A 16,533-nucleotide genomic window follows, 5' to 3' on the forward strand; every position below is an offset into this window, starting at 1 on the left:
CCAGCATCTCGATGCCGCTCGGTGAACGACTGTCGATCGTATTCAGCGACAGCGTGACCATTGCCAAACGCAATGTCATCAAGATCAAGCGCGTGCCCGATGTGCTGATCTTCTCGACGCTCTCGCCGATCATGTTCGTGTTGCTGTTCGCCTACATTTTCGGGTCGGCCATCGAGGTACCAGGCATGTCCGGCGGCTACCGAGAGTTCTTGATCGCGGGCATCTTCGCGCAGAGCGTGGTGTTCGGCGCGACCTTCACCGGACTCGGGCTTGCCGAGGATATGCAGAAGGGCATTATCGACCGATTCCGCTCGCTGCCGATGGCGCCGTCGGCGGTGCTGGTCGGCCGGACCCTCAGCGATGTCGTGATCAACGTGGTCAGCCTGGTGGTGATGTCGCTGACCGGTCTTGTCGTCGGCTGGCGGATCCGCGGTTCGTTCCTCGACGCGGTGCTGGGGTACGTGCTGTTACTGCTGTTCGCCTATGCGGTGTCGTGGATCATGGCCGTCGTCGGACTGCTGGTCCGCGCGCCGGAGGTGTTCAACAACGCCAGCTTCATGGTGATTTTCCCGCTGACATTCCTCGCCAACACCTTTGTGCCGTTGGAGAACCTGCCGACGGTGCTGCGGGTATTCGCCGAATGGAATCCGGTGTCCGCGGTCACCCAGGCCACTCGCGAACTGTTCGGTAACACCAGCCCCATGGCGCCGCAATCGGACGCCTGGTCGATGCAGCATCCGGTGGTGACGACACTGGCCTGGGTGGTGATCATCCTGCTCGTGTTCATCCCACTCGCCCTGCGTCAGTACAAGCGGACCGTGAGCCGCTGACCGAAAGTCGAGATCAGTGACCGTTTTCCGCGCCGGCTTCCGCCAGGGGAGTCGGCGCGGAACCATTGCGGGAGTATCCGATCCGCGGCGGTGCCGGGGCGGGCTCCTGGGCCTGCGGTCGCTTGCTGCGCACCAGCCAGGCCACGCCACCCGCCAGTCCGACAAAGGTCGCGACCAACAGCCGGTTACGAGTACGTGCAGATACGTGAAGGCGCCCCAAGGTCATTCGACCACTCTGGCACAAGCTCGCCATCCGCGCAGAATGTCAAGATGACGACCGGTGTCGGTTAGGCCTGGGCAACTCACCGGTGCACGTCCAGAGATCGGCCCCGCATCCAATCGCGGGCCGCCGCGAAACGGTCGGTGCGCTGGCAGATCGGCCGAAAGGCGCGCAGCGGCGAGGGAGCCCGGTTCCGTACGCAGCCGTCCGAGCGTGGCACGATGGGCGACGTGACCTCACCGAATCAAACCGCTGTCGCGACGCTGCACACCAGCCACGGTGACATCAAGATCTCGCTCTTCGGCAACCATGCTCCGAAGACGGTGCGGAACTTCGTCGGCCTCGTCGACGGCAGTGCCGAGTACACGACGCAGAACGCGAGCGGTGGGACATCCGGACCGTTCTACGACGGTACGGTCTTCCATCGGGTGATGGACGGCTTCATGATCCAGGGCGGCGACCCGACCGGCACCGGTCGCGGTGGACCCGGCTACGAATTCGGCGACGAATTCCACCCGGAGCTGCGCTTCGACCGCGGCTACCTGTTGGCGATGGCCAACGCGGGACCGGCGACCAACGGGTCACAGTTCTTCATCACCGTCGGCCCGCAGCCGCATCTGAACCGCAAGCATACGATCTTCGGAGAGGTCGTCGATCCGGATTCGCGCAAGGTTGTCGATGCCATCGCCACCACGCCGACCGATCGCAACGATCGTCCGAAAGACCCTGTCGTCATCTCGAAGATCACGATCGAATAGACCGATGAACGCTCAGCCGCCCGCACCGACGTGTGTCCGCCATCCCGATCGCCCGACGGGCCTGGCCTGCACGCGTTGTGGTCGGCCCGCTTGCCCCGAATGTCTGCGACCCGCCGCCGTCGGGCAGCACTGCGTCGACTGCCTGCGCCAGGAGCAGCGCGACGTGCGCCAGGTGCGGACAGTCGCGGGTGCGCCCGCCGCACAGAAACCGATCCCTTACGTCACCTATGCGCTGATCGCGGTGAACGTGCTGGTGTTCGCGGTGACCGCGGCCCAGTCGCGCAGCTTGGTGGACAACTACAACGGGTCTCAGCTGTTCCGGCGCTGGGTACTGGTTCCGCATCTCGTCGCCGACGGTGACTGGGTGCGCGTGATCGGATCGGGGTTCCTGCATTACGGCCCGATCCATCTGATGCTCAACATGTTCGCGCTGTATGTGGTCGGCCGGGATGCCGAGCTGGTGCTCGGACGGCTGCGCTATCTCGCGGTCTATCTGGTCTCGCTGCTGGGTGGGTCCGCGGCCGTGATGGGTCTCGCGCAGAACAGCGCGACAGCCGGTGCATCCGGTGCGGTGTACGGCCTCTTCGGTGCGATCACGGTGATCCTGATCCGATTGCGACAGAACCCGAATCAGATGTTGATTCTCATCGGCATCAACATCTTCATCAGCTTCTCGCTGCCCGGGATCTCCATGTGGGGGCACCTCGGCGGCTTGGCGGCGGGCACCCTTGCGACACTCGGCATCCTGTTCCTCCCGGCCTGGCTGCGCGCGAAATCACAGGAGACCGCGGGTCTCATCGGCTGGCTGGCGATCGCCGCGCTCGCTGTCGTCGCGCTCTCGGTTACCGGTGCCGTAGCGGCATCGCTTGCCGCCTGACAGGCCGAGCACTGTCCGGCTTCACGTGAAACAGCGCTGCTACAGAAGCGCTGCTAGTAAGCGGTCGGCTGCGCAAGCCCGTATTCGACCAGCGTGTCGAAGACGTCCACGGGACTCGCGCCGAGATCCCAACGGCCGAAGATCAGCAGTCGCTCGGCACCGTCGTGCTGCACGTCGATCTCCAGCATGGGCGTCTTGCGGCCGAGCCGGCGATAGCTGACCACGCGGGCACGCATGATCTGATCCCGGGTGTATTCGGTCGGGCCGACCAGACTGCGCACCACCATGCGCGGCTGCGGACCCGGGGTCACCGACAGCCGTGGTCGCTGGCGGAAGCCGAGCCCGGCAAGCACGAGCAGTCCCACCGCGGCCAGCCCGATGAGCAGCATGCTAGCGGCCTCATCGGCCAGGACCGCGGCGCCCGCCAAGACCACGCCGCCCACCGTGACCGCGATCAGGGCCGGGGTGGGAGTGGTCCAGGCGATGCGTGGATCAGGGGTCCTCGGCTGTGGACTTTCGGGATGCATGAGTCGCTTTCCCCAATCGTTCCTCGAGTTGTCCACAGGGTCATCCACAGGTGTGAATGAATGACACGTCTGTAATCTGGGGTTCGGCTGCCCAAACCTCAGCGCCACCGCATGGTCATGATCAGACCGACGACCATGAGGCCGAAGCCGATCAGGAAGTTCCAGGCGCCGAGTTCGGCCATCCAGCCGATCTTGTCGTTTGCCAGGTAGTAGACGAGCAGCCACACCAGCCCGGCGAGCATGAAGCCGAGCATGATGGCGACGTACCAGACCGGGGACGGCCCGGCCTTCACCTTCACCGGCGTCCGGCTGGCGGGATTGATCGTATAGTCGGTCTTCTTACGGACCTTCGACTTGGGCATGACGTCCTCGTGTTCGGCGTGCAGGTCGGTACCGGCAGGACAGCGACAGTGGAGTTGTGTCGAGCACCACCCGCCGCGACGTCCGATCCGGGGTCAGCCGGGACCGGTCCGGGCGAGGCTGAAGTTCCCTCCGGTGTGCCACTAGGCTATCCCAACTGGTAATGGATGCGACGTTGTGGCATACGGCCACGTAATCTCGATCTCATGCGTGTATTGGTCGTCGACAATTACGACAGCTTCGTATTCAACCTGGTGCAGTACCTCGGCCAGCTTGGCGTCGAGGCCGTTGTCTGGCGCAACGACGACCCACAATTGGCCGATGTGGACGCCGTTGTAGCCGAATACGACGGCATTCTGATCAGCCCGGGCCCCGGCTCGCCGGACCGCGCGGGCGCGAGCATCGACCTGGTGCACGCCTGCGCGCGCCAGCTCACTCCGTTGCTGGGAGTATGCCTCGGACATCAGGCGATCGGGGAAGCCTTCGGGGCCACCGTCACCCGTGCGCCAGAGCTGCTGCACGGAAAGACCAGTTCGGTATTCCACCTCGGTGTCGGGGTGCTCGCCGGTCTGCCGGACCCGTTCACCGCCACCAGATATCACTCGCTCACCGTCCTCGAAGCGACGATCCCCGACGACATCGAGGTGATCGGTCGCACCGAGAGCGGGATCGTGATGGCCATGCGGCATCGCACGCTGCCGATCCACGGCGTGCAGTTCCATCCCGAATCGGTGCTGACCCAGGGTGGGCATCGGATGCTGGCCAACTGGCTGGAGGTCTGCGGCCGACGTCCGTCCGAAGGCCTGGTGGAGATGCTCGAGGCGGAGGTCGCGTCCTTGGTGTCCCAGTGACGCGCCCCTATGTCCTGCTTTCGGTCGCCGTCAGCGTCGATGGTTACATCGATGACGCAGGCCCCGAGCGATTGCGGCTCTCGGACGAAGCCGACTTCGATCGGGTCGATCAGGTGCGTGCGGAATCCGACGCCATTCTGATCGGCGCCGAGACGCTGCGCCGCGACAATCCGCGCCTGCTCGTCAATGACCCGGACCGGCGGGCCGAACGGATCGCCGCTGCGGGCAAGCCCGAGTATCCGCTGAAAATCACCGTCACAGCGAGCGGCAACCTGGACCCCGAGCTGAAGTTCTGGCACCACGGTGGGGACAAACTCGTCTACACCACCGAGGCGGGTGCGGCGCGGCTCGGCGACAGGCTGCGCGGTCTCGCCGAAGTGGCCGTCCTCGGCCCCGATATCGACCTCGGCGCGCTGCTCGATGATCTCGGTCGCCGCGGGATCGCCCGCCTTATGGTGGAGGGTGGCACCCGAATCCACACCGCGTTCCTCGCGGCCGACCTAGCGGACGAGTTGCATATGGCCATCGCGCCGATTCTCGTCGGCGACCAGGCCGCACCCCGCTTCGTCAACCCCGCCGCCTATCCGGGTGGTCCGCGCAGGCGCATGCAGCTGGCGGATATCGCGAGGATCGGCGACATCGCCCTGCTCATCTATCTGCCCAAGGCGGCCACCGACCCCACACAGGACCGGTGATGCCGAAAGCTCCCAAGGCGCACGAGGACCGCCAGTTCATGCGCAGGGCAATCGAACTGGCGCGGATGTGCCCACCCAGCGACACCGCCTTCTCTGTCGGCGCGGTCATCGTGGTCGATGGTGGGGAGGTCGCTACCGGGTACTCCAGGGAGACCGATGCCAAGGTCCACGCCGAGGAGTCCGCGTTCGACAAGCTCGACGCGGATGATCCACGGCTGGCCACGGCGACGCTCTACAGCACGCTGGAACCGTGTTCCCAGCGCGCCACCCCGACGCGGCTGCCGTGCACCGACAGAATCCTGGCGGCCGGGGTGCCCCGCGTGGTCATTGCCTGGCGGGAACCGACGACCTTCGTCACCAACTGTGTCGGTGTGGAGAAATTACGGCAGCACGGCGTCGAGGTGCTCGAGCTGACCGACCTGGCCGAGGCGGCGATGTCGATGAATCAGCACCTGAATGTGCGCTAGCGGGTCAGGGCCTGCCGTAGACGGCTGTCACGAACTCGCCGAGCTGGTTGTCGTCGAGGTGCCTGGCCAGGTCGGCTTCGCTGATCATGCCGACGAGGCGCTTGCGTTCGATCACCGGCATCCGCTTGATCCGGTGGCTTTCCATTTCGTCGAGCACCTCATCGATATCGGCGTCGGCGTCGACCCAGCGTGGTGTCGATTCGCACAGTTCCTCGGCGCGGGTGGTGGCGGGCGGCCTGCCCTGAGCGATGCATTTCACGACGATGTCGCGGTCGGTGATGATCCCGCACATCCGCTCGTTCTCACCGGCGATCACCAGAGACCCGACCCCGAGTTCGGCCATGATCCGGGCGGCCTTGCCCACGGTGTCGTCCTTGGAAATCCACTGGGCCCCGGGCTTCATGATGTCCCTGGCAGTGGTCATGGGGCTACCTCCTCGTATGCGGCGTCCTATGGACGCAGCAGCTGATGGGATGAAGCAGCCTCATTCTCGCCCGAATAACACCGACCGGTCTGTGTTTTCGGGTTATCCGGGCGAGCGGAGTCATCAGGGCGGTCCGAGGACTCCGGTGCTGATCGCGACCGTGCCGTTCTTCGCGATCGAGGAACCGGCTGCGGGCTGCTGACTGAGGATGCGGCCGACACTGCTCGTGTCGAAGGTGCCCTGGGTGGACTGATTGATCTGGCTCACGGTCCCGGTCCAACCGGCTTGGCGCAATCTGTCCAGCGCCGCGGCGGGAGTCAGGCCGATCAGCGACGGCATGTTGATCTGGTCACCGGTGGAAATCTGCACAGTTACCGCGGAGCCCTTGTCGGCGGTGGTGCCGCCTGCCGGGAATGTTCCGATCACCTCGCCCTTGGGCTTCGATGACTGGACCTCCTGCACGACTACCTTGAAGCCATTGCCCTCGATGTTCGGCTGCGCGATGTCGACCGATTGGCCGATGACGTTGGGTACCCGTACCGCTTCCGGGCCGGTGCCGATGGTGATGATGACGGGCGAACCCACGTCGATCTTGGAACCCGGCGCCGTGTTCTGGTCGATGACCATATCCTTCTCGGCACTGCTCGAGGCCTTGCGTTGCACGTCGGGACTGAGCTGCAACCCGATGGAATTGAGTTTCTGCTCAGCCTGTTGCTGATTGAGTCCCGTCAGCCTCGGCACTTGCACCTGAGCCGGCCCGGTGGAGACCTGAACGGTGATGGTGCTGCCCTCGGCCACACGGGAACCGCCGAGCGGCTGGGTCGAGATGACATTGCCGGTGGCGACCTTGCCGTCCGGCTTCTGCTGGATGGCCACAGTGAAGCCGAGCCGCTGCAGCGACTCCTGGGCTTGCTGCTGCGACTTGTTCGAAAGATCGGGCACCGCAATCTGATCCGGTTTGCTTCCCGGCCCGATCAGCACCCAGAACAGGGCGAAGGCCACCGCGACCGCGGCGGCCGCGCCGACCGCTATATAGATATTGCGACGCGGGTCCGATGGCTCCGCCGGTTCCTGCTCGGCGGTGTCGTCGTTGCGCTCGACGGTGCGGAACGTCCGCGGCGGCGGTTCGTCGGCGCCGAGGATCGTGGTGCGGTCCTCGTCGGTCATCACCATCGGCGCGCTCGGCTTCTGCCCACCGAGCACCCGGATCAGGTCACCGCGCATTTCGGCGGCGGTCTGGTACCGGTTGGCCGGGTTCTTGCTCATCGCCTTGAGCACCACGGAGTCGAGTTCGCGGGGCACCCCGACGTGCACATGCGAGGGCAGCCGTGGATCCTCGCGCACGTGTTGATAGGCCACCGCGACCGGCGAGTCGCCCGTGAAAGGCGGTTCGCCGGTGAGGATCTCGAACAGCACACAGCCAACGGAATAGACATCGGAGCGCGCGTCGACGGTCTCGCCGCGCGCCTGCTCGGGTGAAAGGTATTGCGCGGTACCGATGACCGCCGCAGTTTGGGTCATCGGGTTGGCGGCATCGGCGATCGCGCGGGCGATGCCGAAGTCCATCACCTTCACCGCGCCCGCGCGGTTGATCATGATGTTGGCAGGCTTCATATCCCGGTGCACGATTCCGGCCTTGTGGCTGAAATCCAGCGCGGCGCAGACGTCGGCGACGACCTCCATCGCCCGGCGCGGCGGCATCGGACCCTTGCCGCGCACGATATCGCGCAGCGTGTCGCCGTCGACATACTCCATCACGATGTACGGCAGCGGGCCGCCGTCCACCTCGGCCTCACCGGTGTCGTACACCGCGACGATCGCCGGATGGTTCAACGCGGCCGCGTTCTGCGCTTCCCGCTTGAAGCGCAGATAGAACGTGGGGTCACGGGCCAGATCCGCGCGCAGCACCTTGATCGCCACGTCGCGGCTCAGCCGCAGATCGCGGGCCTTGTGCACCTCGGACATGCCGCCGAACCCGATGATCTCGCCAAGCTCGTAGCGCGAGGAGAGGTTCTTCGGGGTCGTCATGGCTGTCCTTGCGGAAGAGGGGCTGCGCCGGGGGTGCCCGAGGGTCCTCGCGCACCGGGACTATCCGGAAATGGTAGGTCGAGCGTGGGGAAGCGCGGCCTGGTGGTGGTGGGAGCCGTTGTCTTCGGTGGTTTCGTCGTGCTCGGCGCCGTGGTGCTCGGCGCGGGCGTCGTGGTCGGCGGTTCCGTGGTGGTGGTCGGCGGTTCTGTTGTCGTCGGTGGCACCGTGGTCGCCGCCTGAGTGGGTGGCGGCTCGACCGGCTTCGGTGTCGTGGTGACCGGTGGGGGCGGTGGTGGCAGCGGCACCGTGGTCGGCACCACCGTCGTTGTCGTCGTCTTCACCGAGTCCGGATTGGTATCCCCGCCGAACAGCAGGAAGATGGCCGCGCCACCGAGCAGTACCGCACCGATGCCGAGGCCGCCGAGCCACTTCTGCGTCGAGGTGAACCGCTGGCCGTTACCCGGTGGTGTCGTGGGACGCGAGGCCGTCGAACTCAGCACGGTCGCCGGAGCTGCCGCGGCCGCCGCGCCCACGGGCTGACCCGGGGTGGAATAACGAACCGTCGGGCCTTGGTCGTAGCTGTGTTGCCCGGACGGCAGCATCACTGTCGGCCCGGGTGGCAGCACCCTGGTCGCGCCCGTGGTGAGCGGTCCCGCGGCCGCTGCCGCGCCGCTCGGCGATGGCGGCCTACGTCCGGCACGGACGGCGGCGACCGCGTCGGCGAACTCGCCGCCGCGCGCATACCGGCGTCCCGGCTCCTTGGCCATCGTGATCTCGATGAGTTCACGCACGTTGGCGGGCAGATCGGCAGGCATGGGCGGCGGGGTATCGCGCACATGTTTCATCGCGACGGTGATCGCGCCGTCGCCGGTGAAGGGCCGCTGGCCTGCCAGTGCCTCGTAGCCGACAACACCGAGGGAGTACACGTCGCTGGCGGCGGTGGCATCCTCGCCGACCGCCTGCTCCGGCGCGATGTACTGCGCCGTGCCCATCACCATGCCGGTCTTGGTCACGGGGGAGGCATCGACCGCCTTGGCGATGCCGAAGTCGGTGATCTTCACCTGACCGGTCGGCGTGACCAAGATGTTGCCCGGCTTCACATCGCGGTGCACGACGCCGGCCTGGTGCGCGACCTCCAGCGCACGGCCGGTCTGCTCAAGCATGTCCAGCCCTTGGACGACCGAGAGCCTGCCGAGCCGGTTGAGCACCGTGTTGAGGGGTTCGCCCTGGACCAGTTCCATCACCAGATAGGCGGTCTCGCCGCCACTGGGGTCCAAGGTCTCGCCGTAGTCGTAGATTCCGGCGATACCAGGGTGATTGAGCTGGGCGGTGGTCTTCGCCTCGGTGCGAAACCGGTGCCGAAAGGTGGGGTCGGCGGAGAACTCCGACTTGAGCACCTTGACGGCCACCCGGCGATCCAAGCGCGTGTCGAGCGCCTCCCAGACCTGACCCATTCCGCCCGTGGCAATCAGGCGTTGCAGCCGGTACCGGTCGGCGATCATCGCGCCGTTGTTCAGCATCGGGGCCCCCGTACATTCACTCGCACGTTCATATCCTTCAGCTGCCTCGCAGTCCGGCGTCCAGCACCGCACGCGCGACGGGCGCGGCCACCGAGCCACCGGTGGCGGCCAGCGCCCGGTCTCCGCCGTTCTCCACGATGACCGCGATGGCGATCTTCGGGTTCTGTGCGGGAGCGAACGCGATGTACCAAGCGTGCGGTGGGGTGCTGCGCGGATTGCTGCCGTGCTCGGCCGTGCCGGTCTTGGAAGCGATCTGGTACCGGGACTGCGAAGCTCCGGCGGTGTTCTGCTCCGAGGCCACCATCAGGTTGGTGAGCGTCGACGCTACCTGAGCGCTGACAGCTTGGCCCACTGAGACGGGCTTGGGCTTGGACAGCTCGCTCAGATCCGGGCCCTGCAGTTGTTCGATCAGCTGCGGTTCCATTCGGACGCCGCCGTTGGCGATGGTCGCCGCGATGACCGCGTTGTCCAGCGGCGTGAGCGCGACGTCGCGTTGTCCGATGCTGCTCTGGCCGAGTGCCGCGTTGTCCGAGATCGTCCCGATGGTGCTCTCGGCGACCGGGATCGGGATGCCGCGGTGCGCGCCGATACCGAAGGCGGCTGCCTCGTCCTTGAGGTTCGCGGCCCCGACCTTGAGTCCGAGTTCGACGAACGCGGTGTTGCAGGACATCCGGAAGGCGTCGTACAGCGACGCGGTCGGGCCGCCACCACAGGTGGAGCCGTTGTAGTTCTCCAGCGTGGTGCTGGTGCCGGGCAGGGTGATGTTGGGCGCCGCGGTGAATTGATCCTCCGGGGTCGCCGTTCCGTTCGACAGTGCGGCCGCGGTGACCACCACCTTGAAGGTGGATCCCGGCGGATAGGTCTGCGAGACAGCGCGATTGAGCATCGGCTGATGGGGGTCGGTGCTCAGCATCTCCCATTCCTTGGTGCCACTGGCACCGTCGTGCCCGGACAGCAGGTTGGGATCGTAGCTGGGTGTGGAGACCATCGTGAGAACTTTGCCGGTGCTCGGTTCGATCGCCACTACCGAACCGGTGTAGCCCTTGCTGGTCAGCTGGTCGTAGGCGACCTTCTGCATCGCCGGATTCAACGTGGTGAGCACATTGCCGCCGCGCGGATCGCGACCGGAGATCATATCGATCAGGCGGCGCCCGAACAGTTGGCTGTCGGAACCGTTGAGCACCGAGTCCTCGGCGCGTTCCAGGCCGGTGCTGCCGTACTGCATCGAGTAGAAGCCGGTGACCGGCGCGTACGCCTGCGGGTCTTCGGGGTAGGTGCGCAGGTACTTGTAGCGATCCTCGGTGGCGACCGAATTGGCGAGCACCGTGCCGCGCGCGGAGATCTGCCCGCGCTGGCGGGCGTACTCGTCCAGCAGCACCCGTGAGTTGCGCGGGTCGTTCCGGTAGTCGTCGGCCTTGATGACCTGCACGTAGGTGGCATTGATCAGCAGCGCGACGATCATCAACATCACCGCCACCGCGACCCGCCGTAGGGGCGTGTTCATTCCTGGGGCCTCGCTTCCGATGGGCCCGGTTCGGCGGACTTGCGCAGTAGTTCCGTCGGCGCGTCCGCGATCGGCGCAGGCTCCTTCTTCCGGACCGGTGCGGGGGCGCGCGCGGCGTCGGAAACCTTGATCAGCAACGCGAGCAGCGCGTAGTTGGCCAGCAGCGACGAACCGCCGTAGGACATGAACGGGGTGGTGAGGCCGGTCAGCGGAATGAGCTTGGTGACGCCGCCGACCACGACGAACAGCTGGATCGCGATGGTGAACGATAGACCGGCGGCAAGCAGCTTGCCGAAGCTGTCGCGCACGGCGAGTGCCGTGCGCAGGCCGCGCACGATGAATACCAGGAACAGCACCAGCACCGCGGCGAGCCCGATCAGACCGAGCTCCTCACCGATGGTGGTGATGATGAAGTCGGTCTTGGCGAAGGGCACCTGCGAGGGCCGGCCGCTGCCGAGGCCGGTGCCCGCGAGCCCGCCGGTCGCGAGCCCGAACAGCGACTGCGAGATCTGGTAGCCGGTGTTGCTGTAGTCCGCGAACGGATCCAGCCAGGTCTGCGTGCGCACTCGCACATGGCCGAAGGCCTGGTAGGCGAAGAAGAATCCCACCGCGAGCAGGCCGCCGCCGATGATCAGCCAGCCGACGCGTTCGGTGGCGATGTAGAGCATCACCAGCACGGTGCTGAAGATCAACAACGAAGTGCCGAGGTCCTTTTCGAAGACCAGCACACAGATGCACACGATCCAGACCACCAGGATCGGACCGAGGTCGCGCCCGCGTGGGAACTCCATGCCGAGGAAATGCCGCCCGGCCGCGGTGAACAGATCGCGCTTGGCCACCAGCACCGAGGCGAAAAAGATGATGAGCAGGATTTTCGAGAATTCCCCCGGCTGCACACTGAATCCCGGCAATCTTATCCAGATCTTGGCGCCGTTGGTCTCCGAATATGCTCCGGGCAGCAATGCCGGAATCGCCAGCGCGACAAGGCCCAACAGGCCTAGGGTGTAGCTGTAGCGGGCCAGTGTGCGGTAGTCGCGCAGCACGATCAACAGCGCGATGAACACCACCATCCCGAGGCCGGTCCACATGATCTGCTGGTTGGCGTCGGGGGAGGGGATTGCCGAGGAGTTGTATTCGGCGGTCTGTGCGTCGGCGAGATCGAGGCGATGGATCAACACCAATCCCAGGCCGTTGAGCAGGGCGACGATCGGTAGAAGCAGTGGATCGGCGAACGGCGCGAAGCGGCGCACCGCAAGATGCGCGACCGCGAACAGCGCGAAGAACGCCAGTCCGTATTTGGCGATATCCACAGTGACCGACTGCTCCTGGCTGGCTTCGACCAGAAACAGGGCTGCGGTCGTGATGACCCCCGCCAAGGCCAGTAACAGCAATTCGACGTGGCGTCGGGTGGATGGCGGCGGCGCGGGAGCGAAGCCGCCGGGAGGACTGGGAAAAGCCCCAGCGGTCGGCGGTGCCGGTGCGGACATCAGTCCGTCACCCGGCAGGTCTCCCCCGCGATCTGGGGGTTCGCTGCCGCGGTCGCCGTCGGCGCCGTCGGCTCCGACTTGGTCGGCGTCTTCACGTCGGTACCCCTGGTCTCACCCGGATTCGGTTCGGTCCCCGCGGGCGGCGGCGGGTTCTCGCTCGGGCTGGGCGCCGGGCTGCCGGTCGACGACGGCGGCGGCGGCGCCACGGGTGGCACAACTCCTGGCTGCGGGGCCTGCTCACGGACCGGGCACGGCGGCAGCAGCTCGTCCTGTGCGAGGACCTTCATCTGGTCCTTGGCCTTGTCCAGCGAGGTCGGCGGCAGGCCGCGGTCCACCTGGGTGCGCCCTGTGGACTTGAGATCGGCGGCCTTCAGCACTCGGCAGCCAGGAGGCAGATCCTGGCCGGGCTGCTCCAGGGTGAGTTCACCGGAGGACTTGACGCAGCCGACCAGATCGACCTCGTGGATGGAATACCCGAGCACCGAACCGGGTAGCCCGCGCAGGATCACCACTTGGCCGTTGTCCGCGGCAACGTAATAGTTGCTGCGAATCATCTTGTAGCCGACCAAGAGACCGACGCATACGGCCACCACGAGGGCGATCGCGAGCACGATCCAGCGCAGCTTGTGCGACTTGCCCTGTGCGGGCGGCTCGGGCGCTGCCGGGGCACGCCGTGGCGCCGCACGCGGCGGACGCATGGCGGCGGCCCGGCCTGCCGCGGTATTCGGCGGCGGTGTGTCCTCGTCCTGACCGGAGGCAGCGCCCGCGACGATGGGATGGCTCTGCCCGTAATCCAGATCGATGACATCGGCGACGACGACGGTCACGTTGTCCGGCCCGCCGCTGCGCAAGGCGAGCTCGATGAGCCGGTCGGCACATTCGTCCTGGCTGCCCTCGCGCATGGTGTTGGCGATCGTCTCGTCGCTGACCACGTCGGACAGGCCGTCGGAGCACAGGAGATAGCGATCGCCCGCGCGCGCCTCGCGCATGATCAGCGTCGGCTCGATCTCGTTGCCGGTGAGGGCACGCATGATCAGTGAGCGTTGCGGATGGGTGTGCGCCTGCTCGGGGGTGATCCGGCCCTCGTCGACCAGTGACTGGACGAACGTGTCGTCTCTGGTGATCTGGGTCAGCTCGCCACCGCGCAACAGGTACGCGCGGGAGTCGCCGATATGGACGAGGCCGAGTTTCTTGCCCGCGAACAGGATCGCGGTGAGCGTGGTGCCCATGCCATCGAGTTCGGGCTCTTCCTCGACGTGGTCGGCGATCGCGGCATTGCCCTCGTGGGTAGCCGCGTCGAGCTTGCCGAGGAGGTCGTCGCCGGGCTCGTCGTCGTCGAGATGCGCCAGTGCGGCGATCATCAACTGAGAGGCCACCTCGCCCGCGGCATGGCCACCCATGCCGTCGGCCAGCGCGAGCAGGCGTGCACCCGCGTAGACGGAGTCCTCGTTGTTACCTCGGACAAGACCACGGTCGCTACGCGCTGCGTAGCGGAGAACAAGTGTCACGATCGCAGCTCGATCACTGTTTTGCCGACACGGACGGGAGTTCCGAGTGGAACTCGGACTGCGGTGGTGACTTTCGCGCGGTCGAGGTAGGTGCCGTTCGTCGAACCGAGATCTTCGACGTACCAGTCGTCACCGCGCGGCGACAACCGCGCGTGCCTGGTGGAGGCGTAATCATCTGTGAGTACCAGCGTGGAATCGTCCGCCCGCCCGATCAGCACCGGTTGGGTGCTGAGCGAAATGCGGGTGCCGGCGAGTGAACCTTGAGTCACCACAAGATATTTGGCGCCCTTCTGGCCTCGGCTGAAGGAAGGCAGCACCGCGGAACCGCGTGCGGCCCTGGGCTGGATCCGTATGCCGGATGCCGCGTAGATGTCGCTGCGCAAGGTCCGCAGTACCGCCCACACGAACAGCCATAGCAGCAGTAGGAACCCCGCACGGGTCAATTGCAGGATCAATCCCTGCACGGCGTTCCACCTCCTGTTCGACCGTGTACGTCGGTGCCGTAGGTGCTGGAGCGCCCCCGCCGGCTTGCTGGTCTTGCCGGCCCCGGTTCTGGTGCCGCGCGTGTGTTGGCAGCATCATAGGGCCGTCAGCCGATTCCGATCACGATACGACCGCAGAATCCCTGATGGCCATGTCGTGACCCGCATCGCGAACTTACAGGATCAGACGATACGGATCAGGATCTCGGAATGCCCGGCACGGATGACATCTCCGTCGGCGAGCTGCCAATCCTGCACCGGGGAACCATTGACGAGGGTTCCGTTGGTGGATCCCAGATCCGAAAGCATCGCGGTCGCGCCGTCCCAGCGGACCTCGATGTGCCTGCGCGATACACCGGTGTCGGGCAGCCGGAAGTGGGCGTCCTGACCGCGGCCGATGATGTTGCTGCCCTCACGGAGCTGGTAGGTGCGTCCGCTGCCGTCGTCGAGCTGAAGAGTTGCCGAGTAGCCCGAACCGGCTTGCGCGCCACCGCCGTAGGCGGGTGCGGCGTAGCCCGGTTGTGCGGCGTAGCCGGGCTGTTGCGAGTAGGCCTGGCCGTAGCCGCCCTGCTCGTCGGGCGCGGCGTAGCCCGGTTCGGCGTAACCGGGTTCGGCGTAACCCTGTTCACCGTAGGCCGGCTGCTGGCCATAGCCTTGCGGCTGACCGTAACCCGGTTCGGCGTAACCCTGTTCTCCGTAGCCGGGCTGACCGTAGCCCTGCTGCCCGTAACCGGGCTCGCCGTAGCTTTGCTGGCCGTACCCGGGCTGCCCGTAACCCGGCTCCTGGTAACCCTGCTGGCCGTAGTCGGGTTCGGCGTAGCCACCGCCCTGCTGGCCGTAGCCACCGCGGTCGCTGTAGCCCGGCTGACCGTAGCCCGGCTCCTGGTAACCGGGCTGGCCCTGCTGGCCGTAGCCGCCCTGGTAGTCGTAGCCGTTCTGATAGTCGCCGTACCCCTGCTGGGAGTCCGGTGCCTGGTAGTCGGTGCCGCCCGGGTACGGCGCGCCACCACGGCCGTAGTCCTCGCGGTACGCACCGTTTTGCGGACCGCCCCGGCCGGCGGGTGGTGGTGCGTACCCGCGGTTGCGTGGATCGGACTCCGCGGGCTCACGGCTGGGGTCGTAGCCTGAGTTCTGCGTCATGGGGCCAGCTCCTGGTTGCGGGTTTGCAGGTCGTTGTGGCGTGGGCTCAGGGCTGTGAGCTCGACGGCCGACGTCGGGATCGACTCGGCCGCTCGCCCTGAACTGTCCGGTGTGCAGCGTAGGTGATGCCTCGAACGCCACGTGTACTTCGCCGTAGGTCTGCCAGCCTTGGTCGCGGATGTAGTCCTGCAGGTGTTTGGCGAACGCGCGGGTCGTGAGCTCATGATCCGCGACGAGTTGCTCATGATCGGACGGGTTGATGGTGATCACATAATTGTTGGCCGCCAACTGGTGGCCGCCGCCCAGATCCTGGACGTGATCAGCGGCTTCGCGTTGCAGCGCGGCCTCCACCTCCTGCGGCACGACACTGCCGCCGAATGCCCTGGCGAACGCATCATCGACGGCGCCCTGCAGACGACGCTCGAACCGTGAAACGATGCCCATCTCGGCCTCCCTTCGGTTGAGCGTCCTGTTCTGATTGATAACAACGACACGCAGGCATGGCGTGTCGTGTGTCGACCACGTTCATTGCATGATATCCACGATCGTCCACACCTGTAACTCCTGGAAATTCCAGCGGGTTCCCGTGGTTGCCTGGCCTGCGCACAAAGGCCGCCGGACGCCGATTTCGTGTCCCGCATATTCGCGTGATACTGTCTCCCAGTCGCTCGGGCGAGTGGCGGAATGGCAGACGCGCTGGCTTCAGGTGCCAGTGTCCTTCGGGACGTGGGGGTTCAAGTCCCCCTTCGCCCACAAATGGTAGTGCGAGAAAGCCGCAGATCAGAGAATTTCTGATCTGCGGCTTTTTTGTCGTCGACAGGACCCAGGTCACCGAGCTCTAGCCGGGACCGACGC

At 66.1% G+C, this 16,533-nt stretch carries 17 protein-coding genes and 1 tRNA gene; 7 read left to right on the forward strand and 11 right to left on the reverse strand.

The annotated features are described in order from the left end of the window. The first annotated feature begins 11 nt into the window (after positions 1-11). Entirely contained in the window at positions 12-830 is an 819-nt protein-coding gene (locus tag AB0M74_RS11400; RefSeq protein ID WP_364905339.1) for an ABC transporter permease, read from the forward strand. Between the two features lie 13 nt (positions 831-843). On the opposite strand, the gene AB0M74_RS11405 is transcribed toward AB0M74_RS11400, so the two are convergent. Beyond that, positions 844-1,056, reverse strand: coding sequence for a hypothetical protein (locus AB0M74_RS11405; RefSeq protein WP_364904938.1), 213 nt, complete (start codon positions 1,054-1,056; stop codon positions 844-846). Between the two features lie 224 nt (positions 1,057-1,280). Between AB0M74_RS11405 and AB0M74_RS11410 the strand changes: the two genes are divergently transcribed. Continuing rightward, positions 1,281-1,808 (forward strand): peptidylprolyl isomerase, encoded by a 528-nt coding sequence (locus AB0M74_RS11410; RefSeq protein WP_364904941.1) that lies wholly within the window; start codon positions 1,281-1,283, stop codon positions 1,806-1,808. Between the two features lie 4 nt (positions 1,809-1,812). After that, the gene (locus AB0M74_RS11415) at positions 1,813-2,685 is read left to right on the forward strand and encodes a rhomboid family intramembrane serine protease (RefSeq protein WP_364904944.1); all 873 of its coding nucleotides are present in this window, start codon (positions 1,813-1,815) and stop codon (positions 2,683-2,685) included. A gap of 53 nt (positions 2,686-2,738) precedes the next feature. On the opposite strand, the gene AB0M74_RS11420 is transcribed toward AB0M74_RS11415, so the two are convergent. Further along, a complete protein-coding gene (locus AB0M74_RS11420; protein ID WP_364905342.1) occupies positions 2,739-3,212 on the reverse strand; it encodes a PH domain-containing protein in 474 nt (157 codons plus the stop codon). A gap of 98 nt (positions 3,213-3,310) precedes the next feature. Then, a complete protein-coding gene (gene crgA, locus AB0M74_RS11425; protein ID WP_364904947.1) occupies positions 3,311-3,574 on the reverse strand; it encodes a cell division protein CrgA in 264 nt (87 codons plus the stop codon). Between the two features lie 204 nt (positions 3,575-3,778). Here crgA and AB0M74_RS11430 point away from each other — a divergent pair, with 204 nt between their 5' ends. Genes AB0M74_RS11430 through AB0M74_RS11440 form a run of 3 tightly spaced genes read left to right on the forward strand, consistent with a single transcriptional unit; the run spans position 3,779 to position 5,585 of the window. Then, positions 3,779-4,423, forward strand: a complete 645-nt coding sequence (locus tag AB0M74_RS11430) for an aminodeoxychorismate/anthranilate synthase component II (RefSeq protein WP_364904951.1) — start codon at positions 3,779-3,781, stop codon at positions 4,421-4,423. Beyond that, the gene (locus tag AB0M74_RS11435; protein WP_364904954.1) at positions 4,420-5,118 is read left to right on the forward strand and encodes a dihydrofolate reductase family protein; all 699 of its coding nucleotides are present in this window, start codon (positions 4,420-4,422) and stop codon (positions 5,116-5,118) included. Before AB0M74_RS11430 ends, AB0M74_RS11435 begins: the two co-directional genes overlap by 4 nt. Then, positions 5,118-5,585 carry a deaminase gene (locus AB0M74_RS11440; RefSeq protein ID WP_364904957.1) on the forward strand — a complete coding sequence of 156 codons (468 nt, stop codon included), beginning with the start codon at positions 5,118-5,120 and terminating at the stop codon, positions 5,583-5,585. Before AB0M74_RS11435 ends, AB0M74_RS11440 begins: the two co-directional genes overlap by 1 nt. Before the next feature lie 4 nt (positions 5,586-5,589). On the opposite strand, the gene AB0M74_RS11445 is transcribed toward AB0M74_RS11440, so the two are convergent. From AB0M74_RS11445 to AB0M74_RS11480, 8 genes are all read right to left on the reverse strand, one after another. Further along, a complete protein-coding gene (locus AB0M74_RS11445) occupies positions 5,590-6,009 on the reverse strand; it encodes a CBS domain-containing protein (protein ID WP_364904960.1) in 420 nt (139 codons plus the stop codon). Positions 6,010-6,132: 123 nt separating this feature from the next. Continuing rightward, a complete protein-coding gene (pknB, locus tag AB0M74_RS11450) occupies positions 6,133-8,037 on the reverse strand; it encodes a Stk1 family PASTA domain-containing Ser/Thr kinase (protein WP_364904963.1) in 1,905 nt (634 codons plus the stop codon). Next, positions 8,034-9,557: a protein kinase gene (locus tag AB0M74_RS11455; protein WP_364904966.1), complete on the reverse strand. Its 1,524-nt coding sequence runs from the start codon at positions 9,555-9,557 to the stop codon at positions 8,034-8,036. Before AB0M74_RS11455 ends, pknB begins: the two co-directional genes overlap by 4 nt. 37 nt (positions 9,558-9,594) lie before the next feature. Then, complete coding sequence (locus AB0M74_RS11460; protein ID WP_364904968.1) at positions 9,595-11,061, reverse strand: penicillin-binding protein 2; 1,467 nt, start codon at positions 11,059-11,061, stop codon at positions 9,595-9,597. Further along, complete coding sequence (locus AB0M74_RS11465) at positions 11,058-12,548, reverse strand: FtsW/RodA/SpoVE family cell cycle protein (protein ID WP_364904970.1); 1,491 nt, start codon at positions 12,546-12,548, stop codon at positions 11,058-11,060. Before AB0M74_RS11465 ends, AB0M74_RS11460 begins: the two co-directional genes overlap by 4 nt. After that, complete coding sequence (locus AB0M74_RS11470; RefSeq protein WP_364904972.1) at positions 12,548-14,056, reverse strand: PP2C family serine/threonine-protein phosphatase; 1,509 nt, start codon at positions 14,054-14,056, stop codon at positions 12,548-12,550. The genes AB0M74_RS11465 and AB0M74_RS11470 overlap by 1 nt, the downstream gene beginning before the upstream one ends. After that, positions 14,053-14,520: an FHA domain-containing protein gene (locus tag AB0M74_RS11475; protein ID WP_364904974.1), complete on the reverse strand. Its 468-nt coding sequence runs from the start codon at positions 14,518-14,520 to the stop codon at positions 14,053-14,055. The genes AB0M74_RS11470 and AB0M74_RS11475 overlap by 4 nt, the downstream gene beginning before the upstream one ends. 201 nt (positions 14,521-14,721) lie before the next feature. Further along, positions 14,722-16,122 carry an FhaA domain-containing protein gene (locus AB0M74_RS11480; RefSeq protein ID WP_364904976.1) on the reverse strand — a complete coding sequence of 467 codons (1,401 nt, stop codon included), beginning with the start codon at positions 16,120-16,122 and terminating at the stop codon, positions 14,722-14,724. A 226-nt stretch (positions 16,123-16,348) separates the two neighbouring features. On the opposite strand from AB0M74_RS11480, the gene AB0M74_RS11485 reads away from it, so the two are divergent. Continuing rightward, a tRNA-Leu gene (locus tag AB0M74_RS11485) sits at positions 16,349-16,431 on the forward strand. Positions 16,432-16,533: the final 102 nt, after the last annotated feature.

Source organism: Nocardia sp. NPDC051463 (assembly GCF_040681975.1).
In the GTDB taxonomy this organism is placed as follows: Bacteria; Actinomycetota; Actinomycetes; order Mycobacteriales; family Mycobacteriaceae; genus Nocardia.

What these genes read in the sequence shown, in the direction of transcription:
- AB0M74_RS11420 (WP_364905342.1), bottom strand. Translation starts at nt 3,212, where the DNA reads ATGCATCCCGAAAGTCCACAGCCGAGGACCCCTGATCCACGCATCGCC.
- AB0M74_RS11400 (WP_364905339.1), top strand. Translation starts at nt 12, where the DNA reads ATGCCGCTCGGTGAACGACTGTCGATCGTATTCAGCGACAGCGTGACC.
- AB0M74_RS11445 (WP_364904960.1), bottom strand. Translation starts at nt 6,009, where the DNA reads ATGACCACTGCCAGGGACATCATGAAGCCCGGGGCCCAGTGGATTTCC.
- AB0M74_RS11465 (WP_364904970.1), bottom strand. Translation starts at nt 12,548, where the DNA reads ATGTCCGCACCGGCACCGCCGACCGCTGGGGCTTTTCCCAGTCCTCCC.
- AB0M74_RS11480 (WP_364904976.1), bottom strand. Translation starts at nt 16,122, where the DNA reads ATGGGCATCGTTTCACGGTTCGAGCGTCGTCTGCAGGGCGCCGTCGAT.
- AB0M74_RS11405 (WP_364904938.1), bottom strand. Translation starts at nt 1,056, where the DNA reads ATGACCTTGGGGCGCCTTCACGTATCTGCACGTACTCGTAACCGGCTG.
- AB0M74_RS11430 (WP_364904951.1), top strand. Translation starts at nt 3,779, where the DNA reads ATGCGTGTATTGGTCGTCGACAATTACGACAGCTTCGTATTCAACCTG.
- pknB (WP_364904963.1), bottom strand. Translation starts at nt 8,037, where the DNA reads ATGACGACCCCGAAGAACCTCTCCTCGCGCTACGAGCTTGGCGAGATC.
- AB0M74_RS11455 (WP_364904966.1), bottom strand. Translation starts at nt 9,557, where the DNA reads ATGCTGAACAACGGCGCGATGATCGCCGACCGGTACCGGCTGCAACGC.
- AB0M74_RS11440 (WP_364904957.1), top strand. Translation starts at nt 5,118, where the DNA reads ATGCCGAAAGCTCCCAAGGCGCACGAGGACCGCCAGTTCATGCGCAGG.
- AB0M74_RS11460 (WP_364904968.1), bottom strand. Translation starts at nt 11,061, where the DNA reads ATGAACACGCCCCTACGGCGGGTCGCGGTGGCGGTGATGTTGATGATC.
- crgA (WP_364904947.1), bottom strand. Translation starts at nt 3,574, where the DNA reads ATGCCCAAGTCGAAGGTCCGTAAGAAGACCGACTATACGATCAATCCC.
- AB0M74_RS11415 (WP_364904944.1), top strand. Translation starts at nt 1,813, where the DNA reads ATGAACGCTCAGCCGCCCGCACCGACGTGTGTCCGCCATCCCGATCGC.